Origin of the sequence: uncultured Agrococcus sp. (assembly GCF_945915485.1) — a bacterium.
GTDB lineage: Bacteria > Actinomycetota > Actinomycetes > Actinomycetales > Microbacteriaceae > Agrococcus.
Window position 1 is genome coordinate 50,877 of sequence record NZ_CAMEFJ010000007.1, and the last position, 12,104, is coordinate 62,980.

The following is a 12,104-nucleotide window of genomic DNA, read 5'->3' on the forward strand; positions in this document are numbered from 1 at the left end:
AGTCGACGGTGGTGCAGCACGTGAACCATGCACCTGATTGGAGCACCATGGTCGACGTCGCCCAAACCGAGAACGCCAAGAAGAAACCGCAAATGGTGCGCACCGCCGTCGTTGTCGGCACCGCACTCGAGCATTACGACTTCTTCATCTACGGCACCGCTGCTGCGCTCGTGTTCAACCAGCAGTACTTCGCAAGCGAAGATCCGCTCGTGTCGTCTCTTGCGGCCTTCGCGACTTTCGCGGTCGGGTTTATCGCCCGTCCGCTCGGCGCCGTGTTCTTCGGGCATCTGGGCGACACGATCGGTCGTCGCAACACGCTGATCATCACGCTGGTCGTGATCGGCATCTCCACCGGTCTCATCGGTATCGTGCCGACGTTCGCTGCGATCGGCATATGGGCGCCCATCGCGCTCGTCGTACTGCGGTTCCTGCAGGGGCTCTCGTTCGGTGGTGAGTGGGCAGGTGCCGTCACGCTGGCAACCGAGCACGCGCCACCCGGTAAGAAGGGGCTGTACGCCAGCCTCCCGCAACTCGGGTCGCCGATCGGCAACATCACGAGTTCCGGTGCCTTCCTCCTCCTCGCGTTCATGCCCGCCGAAACGTTCGATGCGTGGGGATGGCGCATCCCGTTCCTGCTTGCGTTCCCGCTTCTCGGTGTAGCGCTGTGGGTGCGCACGCTCGTCGACGAGTCGCCCGAGTTCAAGAAGGTCGCGGCGAAGGACCAGGTGAAGAAGGTTCCTGCCCTGGAGGTGCTCAAGCATTCTCCTGGCCGCATGATGACTGCAGCGGCTCTCGCCCTGGTCACGATCGGCGGTTTCTTCCTCGTCACGACCTTCGCCATCTCGTACGGCACGAACACGGTCGGGCTGCCCTCGAACGTGATGCTCACCGCGACCATGTCAGCAGCGATTCTGCAGATAGTGACGGTACTCGTTACGGGATACTTCTCCGACTCGGTCAACCCGGTGAAACTTGCCGTGTGGGGATGCATAATCTCACTGGTCGTGTCGTTCCCCGGCTTCTACATGCTCTCAACGGGCATCGAGTGGCTTGCGGTCTTCGCGGTCATTCTCATGGTGCAGCCGATGGCCGTTACCTATGCGGTGACCGGCGTGATCCTGCCCCGACTGTTCACCGCCGACATCCGATACTCGGGCGTTGCCCTCGGTTTCAACATCGCGGGCATGATCGGTGGCTTCGTGCCCATGATCGCAACCTCGCTGCTCATCGCTTTCGATTCCAGCTGGCTGCCCATCGGTGGCTTCCTCTTCCTCATCAGCGCGATCTCACTCGCGGGAGCACTGATCTCCGGTGTACTGGTGAAGACGACGAAGAAGCTCGACGAGATCGTCTAGCGACCGTGATTCGAGCGGCGGTCGGGCGAGAGTTCGACCGTCGCTCTTGTCGTCGAATCCACGTTCAACACTGACCGTTTGTCCACGACCTCCCTGGCTCTTCTGCGAGGCGATTGCCGATTTCGCGCACACCGCCAACGTGAAAACGCTTCTCGATGACATTCGCGGGCTCGGTGGTGCTGCGACACGAACTGCTCTGCGCGACATGGGACACAGCAAAAGATTGTTGAAGCGCGCGGTGGATGACGGGTCGTTTGTCGCCGTCACCCGCACCCGGATGGCGTTCACCCCCGCATGCCGAAATCAACTTCTCGGTCGCTGGGCGACGACACGCCGTGAGGCAGCCTTCCCATCGCCAGGCGACCGAGAAGTTGACGCGCCGCACGTGGATGGGCAAGCGCCGGGGCGCATGAACTTCTTCGAGGCGGCGCGCCCAACTGCTGGGAAATCGTGTCTTGGGCCCGAAACGCTGGCAAACGACCAGAGTTTCGGAACAAGCCAGCGATTCGGGACACGAAGCCGCAACGGGGCGGGGATTGTCCGAAGCTGGATGGCCGGTTCGGCGGGATGCGGGGGCTCAGGCGGCCGTGTAGCCGCCGTCCACGGGCAGGATCGTTCCCGTGAGGTACGCCGCGGCGGGAGAGACGAGAAACGCGACCGCGGCACCGACATCCTCGGGGGAGCAGAGCTTGCCGAGCGGTACCTTGCCGGCCTGATCGGCCTCCGCAGCGGCGGGATCCGGTTGTTCAGCGAGCCACGCTTCGATCAATGGCGTTTTCGTCATGCCGGGGGCGACCGCGTTGACGCGGATACGTTTCGGCGCCAACTCGATCGACGACGCGACAGTGAAACCGTTGAGCGCGGCCTTCGAAGCAGCGTACCCGCTGACACCGGGCATCCCGGCAACCGCCAGCCGCGACGAAACGTTCACGATCGAGCCTCCTGCCGGCATCGCAGGAACCACGGCCTGGGTCATCAGAATCGCGGAGGTCACGTTCAACGCGAGCGTCTCCGCGAGTCGCTCGGCGGTGTGCTCCCCGATGACGTCATTGTGCCGCCTGCCGACATTGTTGACGAGGCCGTGGAGCTCACCGAAGCGCTCGCCCAACCCAGCCACCGCATCCATGACGGCACCCGGTGTCTCGCCCAGGGAGTGGTCGGCAGCCACGAATGCTGCGTATTCGCCGAGTTGCTCGACGACCGCGGCGCCCTGCTCGGTACTGCGGCCGGTCAGAACAACCGCGTTGCCTGCCGCGAGCAGCGCTGCCGCGATGGCCGTGCCGATGCCGCCCGTGCCGCCCGTGACGATGACGACGGGTCGAGTTGTCTGTGCGCTCATGCCGAGACGATACCGTTCGGGTCGTGCTTCGCCTCACCGCCGATGACGGTGGCCTCGACCGGGATGCTCGAGATTTCCGCAGCGGGTACTTCCGTCGGGTCCGCGCCCAGGATCGTGAGGTCGGCCAATGCACCGGGCTGCAGCACGCCCTTGACGCCTTCCCAGCCCGTGAGTCGAGCGGGGCCGGTCGTGTAGGCGGCCAATGCCTCCTGCGGGGTGAGTCGCTCGTGGCCACCGTAGACGTGGCCGGACGCGGTCAGACGCTCGACGGCGGATTGCATGACGCGCAGGGGTGCTCCCTGAGCAACGGGTCGGTCGGAAGAAATTGCGAGGGTGAGCCCTGCATCCAGCAGTGACTTCGCCGGGAACGAGCTATCCGCGCGCTCGTCGCCGATGAAGCGCCGCATCCCGTCGCCGTAGACCGAGACGAAGTAGGGCTGGCCGACGATCGTCAGGTCGACCTCGGCGAGGCGTGCCATTTGCTCCTGGCGTACGACGCCGCCGTGCTCGATCCTGTGACGGATGGGCGGCTCGATGCCCTCTTTCCTCAGTGTTCCCGCGATCTCGATCGCGAGGTCGACCGCCTCGTCGCCGACAGCGTGCATGGCGAGCGTCCAACCCGACCTTCCTGCCGCGAGCGCCCGGTCACGGATTTCCCCACGATCACCCTGGTAGTAGCCGTGGCTGCCCGGGCAGTGGTGATACTCCTGGCTCATGCGAGCGGTCGCTCCGAGAATCGAGCCGTCCAGGAAGAACTTCGCGGGGCCGAGCTGCAGTCGGTCGTCGCCGAGCCCTGAACGGATGCCTGCGCTGAAACCGCTGTAATGCCCTTCTGCTCCCGGCTCACCGTATTCGGTGATCGTCGATGATTCGGGCATGACCTGCTGTCGCGTGTGCAGGCGGCCGTTGCGCAGTGCGTTCTGGTAGGCGGCGAACTCTTGCGGGCTGTGCGCGATCCACCCGCCCGCGATGCCGGCGTCGGTGACGCTCGTGAGCCCCTCCGTGAGGTAGTGGCGCGTTGCTGCTTCGAGTGCCTGTTCGATGCGGTCGAGCGGATACGGGAGCATGATGTCCTGCACGAGACGCATCGCCTGCTCCTCGAGCAGCCCTGTCGGCTCGCCGTGTTCGTCGACGACGATGCGGCCACCGTCGATGCCCTGCTCCAGATGATCGTGCACGCGAGTGATCTCGATTGCGCGGCGGTCGATAACGCAGGCGTGACCGGAGGTGTGTTTGATCCATACCGGACGGCCGCCGGCAGCTTCGTTGAGTCGCGCGGGGTCGGGGTACTCGTTCCCCGTGTACATCTGGTTGAAACCGGCGCCGACCACCCACTCGTCCTCGGCGGTCTCGGCCGCTCGCTCTGCCACGAGATCGTAGAGTTCGTCGATGGATCGCGCGGGAGCGACATCGAGTTCGACGAGAGTCAACCCGAACCACACCGAGTGCGCGTGCGCGTCGATGAACCCCGGCGTCACGGTACGGCCCTCGAGGTTGCGATCTACGCGAGCGGTGAGTGACTCCGCGTCGCGTCCCAGGGCGAGGATCCGGCCCTGGTGCACCGCTATCGCATCGGTGACGCCCGCTGAGCCCATTGTCAGGATTCGACCTCCGCGCAAGATCAGATCAACGTCCACGATGCTCCTTCAAAGTCGGCGGACACCTTCGTAGCTTCCATTCTCCGTTATGGAAATGCACGGAAACAATGACGCCAGCGCACGGGATCCGGGACGAAATGCGGCAAAATGCTGAAATGGCACAAAATGAGACCGCTTCCGACGGCGACGTGTGGGCCGGCGTCATCGAACGGCTGCGCGAGCGTCGGATCGAGCTGCGAGAATCCTTCATCGACGGTTTCCCTACCGAGGTGCACTACGGCCCCGACAGGGTGCCCGTCGGTGATGTCGTCGAGGTCGTCGATGACAGCATGGAGATGTTCCTGCGATTGCTCAGCGGCGCCCCGCTCACCGACTGGCTGCGCACCTACCCGGAGCGCATCGGCGCCAGGCGGGCGAGACAGGGCATCGAAATCGAATCGCTTCTGGATGGCGTGAGAACGAACTTCACCGTGCTCTGGCACGCGCTGCGCGATGAGCTCGAGGACGAGCGCCCGAAGCTGCTCGTTGCGAAGGTGGATCAACTGCTCGCGCTCGTCGAACGACACGTTTCGAGAGTGCAGCTCGCTCACTCGGAGGAGACGGCCCGTATCGCGAAAGACACCCAGTACGCGACCGACAGGACGCTCATGGCCTTCCTCTCGCAGGAGGACCCCGACCGGGACGCAACGGAGGCGGCAGCCGATGCACTAGGGGATGCCCGCGCGTCGGAGCACTGGCTTGCGCTGGCGCTCGCGCCACGATCACGCGAAATCGAATCGGAGAGCGGCTGGTCGCACACAGTTCCTTGGCAGAACGCGATGATCCTGCTCTCCTGCAGCAGCGCATCCGCGCCCGGCCTCCCGGACGCTATCGAGAAGGGCGTGCTGGCACGCCATCCCATGCCGCTGCATTCCGTTCCCCGCATCGCGAGGGCCATGCTGCGCCTGACGGGCCTGTTGAGACCGACGGATCAAGAGGTCTTCCTCGACGAACTCCTGATGCGCGAGCTGCACGCCGGCACGATTGCGCGGATGGGAGGGGCAGAACTGCTGATCGGCGACGACTTCCGCCAGACGCGCGAGGTGGAGCGCGACCGGTTGCTGCAGACGTTCAAGGCCTATTACTCGTGCGGCTCAGTCGGAGGCACTGCCGCTGAGCAGTTCTGCCACAGAAACACGGTGGTGACCAGGCTCAGGAGGATCCGTGAGCTTACGGGGTTCGACCCGTATGTTCCTCGTGATGCCGCGGTTCTGGCGTTGGCGTGGGGTCTCGAATGAGCGCAGGGTGAGCAGCCAGGGGCGACTCTGGCAGCGGCTCGTACTGCACCCCACCTACTACGTGGTTACGGGGCGGCTGAGATCCTTAAGATGATTCCAGGAATCTGCAAGCTTCACGTCGTCTTCGAAGGCGATCATGTAGCCCCAGGTCTGCCCTGCGTAATCCTCCACAGTCATTAGTTCTACGACGATCTGCTCCGCGGCTTCGCGCTTGGCCTGAACCAAGTCGTCATCGCGCCCTTTCTCATCCTTCCCTTCGATTATCCAGTAGTGCCCCTTTTCATCGCGGGCGACGAAATCGGGATAGTACTTGCTCCTGAGGTTGTACTGGATGAAGGCACCGTCGCTGGGATGCAAGCGCATCCACCATTCGATGTTTGGCGATGTGTTCAAGAGGGTCGCGAGTTCGTATTCCGCTGACCACGAATCGAACGTTTCAACTTCGAAAAGCGATTTGAACCAGCCGCGATAGTGGCGGCGCTTGACGAATTTTCGCTGGCTCGAGATCGGTTCGTGGACACGAGCTCCGGGCGGTAAGTGGTAACCACCGCGCTTCGGAAGCTGTCGGGGGTGAATCTGGAATGTGTCTTTCGCCGATGACAGCAGATCACGAAAGGTTGTGTGGATGAGTGTCGATAGCTCTTGCTCTGCGGACGCAAGCGCTTTCGTGGTCCAGTGGTCAACAGGTGCTTCGGCTAGGAACTTCCTCAGGACGTGGTTCTTCGCTAGCGTCTTGTTCTCGCCTGTAGCAGGTACGAACTGGAAACCCATAATTAGCTTGAGCAGTGCTGCTTCAGCCCGTTCGCTCTCGATCGGCATGCTGGCGATCTCTGCGATTTCAGTGTCTGCCACGCTGATCGCATCCAGGGATGCAAGGATCTCCTTTCTAATGACCACGTCGCCAGATGTTGTGACGCGCTTCGCTGCTCGCTCAATTTCTGGCTGTGAAACAGCGCCCAAACTGAACTCCCGATTGTCTCGTTTCATGGTCGTGACAGGAAAGGCGAACGTTGTGTCCTTGTATCTCGGATTACGCGGAACCCAGAGCGGCACAAAGTCGTCCAACTCATTATTGAGGTTGGCGTCGTCAAGTACGTTCACGCTCAGTGTCGGCTTCTCGTCTGCCGTTCCTGGATGAAGGTGCGTGCTCCCGTCACTCGAAGAAATGGTGACTTGTTCCTCGTCTGAAAGCGCATCGGCGGAGTAGTCTGTAACAGCCGTGCGGCCGTTCGCGAACTCCGTCTGCTCGCCCGTGTGTGACCGAGAAGCTCGCTGGATCGCCGCTCGCGCGGCTTCTTGAGCTTCAGGGGTGCTCTCCTCTATGCCGAAGTGCGCGAGAACATTCTCAGCTGTGAGGAGTTCGTCAAACGAACGGTGTGAAATGATGTCGAGCTGATCGATCTGGAGAATATCGGTGTACTCGCCGAAGGGCAGACGCAACCCACGTCCCATTGTCTGCTGCGTCAACACCTCCGATGCCATGGCGCGCAGCGTTGCAATCACCGCGATGTTCTTGACGTCCCAACCCTCTTTGAGTTTGTTGACGCTGACGACAGCGAGTGTTCGAGCGTCGGAGCTGTCGAGATGCTCGAGCGCGTGGCGGGTTTGCTCGTCGTCGTGTTCATTGTCGACTTGCAAGACTGCTTTGTCGTCATTCAGGAAACCCGGAGACCGTAACAGATTTGCCACTTGGGTCGCGTGCGCAACATCCGCGCACACGACAAAGAGCACAGCGTTGAGATGAGGCCTGTCGTTGGCCGTTGCGAATGCTTCGTAGGCTGATTGTTTGATGCTACGAAGCGCGAGCGCATCTCGAAGCTGTTGCTCTTCAGAGTCGTTGCCGTCGCGGTAGCCGCCTTTGCGGAATGCAAGAACCGGTGCCTTGACGTAACGATCTCTAATCGCCTGAAACAGCGGATAACGGTAAACGATGTGATCGCCTTCTGACGCGGATGCGGTTAGGCCGATTGTGGCCGCCGGTTCTAGTTCCTTCAGGGCCGCCGAAAAAGCTTTGGCTGAAGGCCCGTATAGATGTGATTCGTCGGCGATCACCACTAGGTCGTTCCTGGACTGCAGATACTCGAACAGTGCTCCTGCGGACTCATCGAACTTTCTGGTTCGGAGCTGCCCCGCCTTTGCGGTAGAGCCCTGTGTTGCGCCATCCAAGCTCTTTGGGGCAATGAGTTGGTGAATGTTGAAGATGAACGCCATAACGGACTGAGCGTTGCCATGTAGCAGGCTCGAAGGGCCGCTTTGCATGGATTGCCACGCGCTGTAATCTTGCGGCGTCGTTATGTCGGGGGCGACCGTGGCTCCCGCTATATACCGACTGCTGCCCGGTGTGAAGTTCTGAACAGTTTTCTGCTGCACCGTGAGTGACGGGGTGACGATCAATACGTTCCCGACCTCGTGTCGACGAAGATATTCGATGAACGCAGCCATGAGGTAGGTCTTGCCCACTCCGGTCGCCAGATTCATGACCTGTGTGATGGAAGCGTCGAAGTCATCGCTTGTGAGGGCGAAGATCAATTGTCGCAGCGCCTCCTTGTTCGGCTGCCGCAGGTCGAAGTCGGCCGCGATTGCATCGATGTCGTTCTGATCGAATGCGAGGTTCAGTTTGCTCACGTGGACGCGCCCCCTTCATAGCGGAACAAATCATCAGGGATATGCACGACTCTCGAACCCCTGCCCTTGCGACGCACTTGCTCGCGCACTCCGTCGAGTACTCCTGTCGCAGCGATGACCAATTTCTCGTCTTCGCGGAGCTCTGTGAGCAACGCATCGACAGTCGAGGTGTCGAGAACTCCTTCGATGACTTTGAGGAGTGAGCGTCCACGTTGCCCATCGAACACGAAGTCGTCGAGAAGGAGTCGATAGCCCAGGTTGGCCGCAACGGATTCGACCAGAGTCTCTCCTGTTGCCGCGTCCGTCAAAAGAACACGTTGCAATTCCGGGTCGAAGTCGAAGCATGCCGGTGCGAGACGTGCAGCGAAGAAGCTTCCGCCACCTCGCCAGTTCAGAACATCCGGCGCCTTCTTCGTTTTGACCAGCCGCTTCAAGGACTTCATATCGGGGCTATTCTTCAGCCCAGATTCGTTTCTGACCGCTTTGTTGAGGAGAGAGGTTAACTGCTGAGCTTCGTCCGGGCTGAGACCTTCAGGCAGCTGAATACCTTCGGCAGCAACTCGAACTCCGGCGGAACGTGAGATGCCGCCTGAATCTTCATCGTTGATGACTTTCGTCAGACGAGCCTTCGTGTATCGCTGAAATGTGTCCTCTACAAGTTCGCAACTTACCCAACGGCGTCCCATTTTGTGCGCGACGGCAGCACTTGTCCCGCTTCCGGCAAACACATCAAGCACAATGTCGCCCGGGTTGGAAGCGATGTGGATGATGCGTTCGAGAAGTCGTTCCGGCTTAGGCGTGGAGAAGGGATTTTTGTCAGGGAACAGCGCCTGCAGCTCCTTCTTCGCTGTGTCGTTGGTTCCTACCCCGTGCCTGTCCCACAGGGTCTTCGGCACAAGGCCGTCTTGAACTTCAATGAGGAAGCGCTTCAATCTGGGGCTGTTCGTGCCGTCTGTTCCGAACCACACTCGGTTGTCCGCGAGGAGTTCATGGTAACGATCCTGTGTATAGAGCCAGCAGCGCCCCGGCGGCGGGGGCAGCAACTTGCCGGAAGGAGTCTCGAGCTCGTAGATCTGGCTGTGCCTTGGATTTTCGGCAGGGTTGAACTGTGCGGAAAAGTCGCTCGATGTCCATGGACCGCGTGGGTCGCCATCTGGGTTGGTGTAGAGAGAGTCAGTCTCGGGCCGAGGCAGCAGATTGCGCCGGGAGCGCCAGGGGGATTTATTGCGCGCATACACGAGGATAAAGTCACAGGTGTTCGAGAAGATTGCGCGATTGTCGCGTCCCGCGACCTTCTCCCAAGAGAGTTGGGCAACAAAGTTACCCGACCCGAAAACTTCATCTAGAAGCATCCGCATTCGGTGATTCTCAACGTCATCAAGATGCACCCAGATCGATCCGTCTTCACTCAGCAAACGCTTCATGTGCAGCAGTCGGTCGCGCATCATCGTGAGCCAGACAGAGTGCTCGAGATTGTCTTCGTAGTTAGCGAAGGTTTGTGCGGTGTTGAAGGGAGGGTCGATGTAGATGAGCCTGACTTTGCCGAGGTACTGCTCCGCTAACTCGGGCACACGTGTCAAAGCCTCCAGGACGTCGCCTGATTCGCCGTGAATGAGGAGATTGTCAGTGGTGGGTTCGACGTCGGCGCGAGGGGAGTACACGGCGTCGGCTCGTTTGGAGGACTGGTCGGCTGAAAGAAACTCGAAAGTCTTGATGGGCCGCGTCTCGCAGTAGCGCGGGTCCGTGGGATCTACCCACGTATAGCCGTACTTCCCCGACTCCGTGGGGATCAGGGCTTTGTCCTTGTTGTACCACGTGAGTTGAAGGCGCTGCTTTGAGCCCATGCGCTGCGCAGCCTCCTTGACTCAAACGATGAATCATCCCCGTAACCGGTAGTTTCAACTCCGCAAAAGTTACCACAAAGACACAGCATGAAAAGAACTAGCGCACTTACATTCTGGTGCCGTAGGTGTGATGCCGATGTGCTGAGTGCATGCCTGCACAACACTCTGAGGCCGCGATGTATCTCGGCTCGCGCATCCGTGAGATGAGGAGGGCACGCAGCTGCACCCTCGAAGACCTCGGACATCTCGCTGAACTTGCGTGGACGAATGTCGCGAAGATAGAGCGAGGCGAAGTCAGCCCGAGCGTTGAGACCGTTGTCAGAATCGCAACGGCGCTCAATGTTGACCCCGGAGAGCTTCTGCAAGGCATGCACGCCGACATGTATCCAGGGCGTACTCGCAAATTCACCGCACGTGACTTGACCGAGGCGCGTTCCAGGCAACGCAACTAGCCGGGCACTTCTAGACCACCGCCCGCCAGATGTAAGGGCCATCGCCGCCGTGGCGCAACCAGGTCACCATGAGCGCGGCCGTTGGAGAATGCTTGGCCTTGCCCGCGTAGACAGTCGCTGACTCACCGGGCCCCATGGCGCCGGGCGCAATAGAGGAGCAGAGTCCGCCCGGGGCACAATCGACGCGCACCCAAGGTAGTGCTTCGTCAGACGTGTTCGTTAACAGGAGCACGCCCGATGACTCCTCCAGCTTGAAAGGCACCCGATAAGCCTGAATCCCGTCCATGCGCGCGAACGTAGGTTGAGCCTCTGACGCAAAAGTTCTGGCTGTGGACAACACATCACTGTTAGGCGTGGTTTCACATGTCGCATCGGGGAGCCCGGATCGCGCTCCACAGGCACTAATTCTCCACAGGGTGCTTTGCGCACGACCCGGCCTGCGACTCGGAGCAGCACAATGCCGGTGTGGAGTCACTCATCAACGACATTCGGACCTTCGGCGGTGCCGCGACGCGAACGTCGCTGCGGAATATCGGGCACAGCAAGCGATCCTTGAAACTCGCTGTCGATGCGGGCGAACTCGTTCGCGTCACCAGGAGCTGGGTCGCCCTGCCCGACACGTCCCGAAGGGTCACTACTGCTCTGGCTGCGCACGGGCGCGTCGGGGGAGCTACGGCCCTCGAGAGTTACGGCGTATGGGTCGAAACCGGCGGGGAAACCTGGATTGCACTCCGACCCGGCGCCGCGTACAGGACGCTTCCAGGGGCCGATCAGCGTTTCGAGTGCTCCTTTACGGTGGATGCGGGCCGGCCGTGGCGGGTTCGCTGCTGGATGCGCTCCTGCAGTACTGCAAGAAGGCATCCCGGAACTCCGCTGTGGCCGCGATCGACAGCGCCCTGTTCTTAGGGCTCCTGTCGCGAGACGAACTTGGGCAACTGGCAGAGCGCTTGCCGAAACGGTGTCGACCGTGGCTGCGTCGAGTCAACGGACGTGCGGAGTCGGGCCTGGAGACGATTCTGCGGCTGGCTTGTGAGGATCAAGGCTGGGATGTCGAGGTACAGGTGCCCTTCCGCAGCGGTCGCATCGACATCGTCATCAACGGTTGGCTGTGCATCGAAATCGACGGTTCGGAGTTTCACGACGTAGGTGCGCAAGCGAAGAAGGACCGCATTCGGAACACGCAGATCGTGCAGGCGGGGCTCCGGTGGCACAGGTTCGGCTACGCGGACGTCGTGCACAAGCTCGACGAGACGATCGCGGTCATCAGGAAACTGTTGCTCGCTGGTGCTCCCAGCTTGCCCGCGGCTGCGCTTGCCTAACCGTCGGAGTGCACCTCGGTGCCGAGTGTCGGGGATATCGGCTCGTGTTCCTGAATGTCGGGCTGTTTTCCATACATTGGGGCATTTCCATACGTTGGGCACGGGGCGGGCACACGGGAGCCGGACACGCCGGCGGGCGCGTTCGGCGAGATCGGTTCGTCAGGACTCATCCGGCAGGGTCGAGGTGGAATGGGTTGCGCGGGCGGGCGCGGTTGCGCCGAGTGTCGGGGATATCGGCTTGTGTTCCTGAATGTCGGGCTGTTTTCCATACATTGGGGCATTTCCATACATTGGG

9 protein-coding genes are annotated in these 12,104 nt (G+C 61.1%); 4 read left to right on the top strand and 5 right to left on the bottom strand.

Features of this window, described 5'->3' with window-relative positions; all coding sequences use genetic code 11:
• Positions 1-20 precede the first annotated feature (20 nt).
• Positions 21-1,355: an MFS transporter gene (locus Q0O95_RS02665; protein WP_293695028.1), complete on the top strand. Its 1,335-nt coding sequence runs from the start codon at positions 21-23 to the stop codon at positions 1,353-1,355.
• 577 nt (positions 1,356-1,932) lie between these two features.
• On the opposite strand, the gene Q0O95_RS02670 is transcribed toward Q0O95_RS02665, so the two are convergent.
• Together Q0O95_RS02670 and Q0O95_RS02675 are read right to left on the bottom strand one after the other, a co-directional pair.
• A complete protein-coding gene (locus tag Q0O95_RS02670) occupies positions 1,933-2,694 on the bottom strand; it encodes an SDR family oxidoreductase (RefSeq protein WP_293695030.1) in 762 nt (253 codons plus the stop codon).
• A complete protein-coding gene (locus Q0O95_RS02675; protein WP_293695031.1) occupies positions 2,691-4,331 on the bottom strand; it encodes an amidohydrolase in 1,641 nt (546 codons plus the stop codon). The genes Q0O95_RS02670 and Q0O95_RS02675 overlap by 4 nt, the downstream gene beginning before the upstream one ends.
• 116 nt (positions 4,332-4,447) lie before the next feature.
• Between Q0O95_RS02675 and Q0O95_RS02680 the strand changes: the two genes are divergently transcribed.
• Positions 4,448-5,569, top strand: a complete 1,122-nt coding sequence (locus tag Q0O95_RS02680) for a helix-turn-helix domain-containing protein (protein ID WP_293695033.1) — start codon at positions 4,448-4,450, stop codon at positions 5,567-5,569.
• A 57-nt stretch (positions 5,570-5,626) separates the two neighbouring features.
• Here the strand turns inward: Q0O95_RS02680 and Q0O95_RS02685 are convergent, their stop codons facing one another.
• Both Q0O95_RS02685 and Q0O95_RS02690 read right to left on the bottom strand, forming a co-directional pair.
• The gene (locus tag Q0O95_RS02685; RefSeq protein WP_293695035.1) at positions 5,627-8,194 is read right to left on the bottom strand and encodes a DEAD/DEAH box helicase family protein; all 2,568 of its coding nucleotides are present in this window, start codon (positions 8,192-8,194) and stop codon (positions 5,627-5,629) included.
• Positions 8,191-10,038, bottom strand: a complete 1,848-nt coding sequence (locus tag Q0O95_RS02690; protein WP_293695037.1) for a site-specific DNA-methyltransferase — start codon at positions 10,036-10,038, stop codon at positions 8,191-8,193. The genes Q0O95_RS02685 and Q0O95_RS02690 overlap by 4 nt, the downstream gene beginning before the upstream one ends.
• A gap of 149 nt (positions 10,039-10,187) precedes the next feature.
• On the opposite strand from Q0O95_RS02690, the gene Q0O95_RS02695 reads away from it, so the two are divergent.
• Complete coding sequence (locus Q0O95_RS02695; protein WP_293695039.1) at positions 10,188-10,490, top strand: helix-turn-helix transcriptional regulator; 303 nt, start codon at positions 10,188-10,190, stop codon at positions 10,488-10,490.
• A 10-nt stretch (positions 10,491-10,500) separates the two neighbouring features.
• Here the strand turns inward: Q0O95_RS02695 and Q0O95_RS02700 are convergent, their stop codons facing one another.
• The gene (locus Q0O95_RS02700; protein WP_293695040.1) at positions 10,501-10,752 is read right to left on the bottom strand and encodes a hypothetical protein; all 252 of its coding nucleotides are present in this window, start codon (positions 10,750-10,752) and stop codon (positions 10,501-10,503) included.
• A gap of 550 nt (positions 10,753-11,302) precedes the next feature.
• On the opposite strand from Q0O95_RS02700, the gene Q0O95_RS02705 reads away from it, so the two are divergent.
• Positions 11,303-11,809 carry a hypothetical protein gene (locus Q0O95_RS02705; protein ID WP_293695042.1) on the top strand — a complete coding sequence of 169 codons (507 nt, stop codon included), beginning with the start codon at positions 11,303-11,305 and terminating at the stop codon, positions 11,807-11,809.
• Positions 11,810-12,104 lie beyond the last annotated feature (295 nt).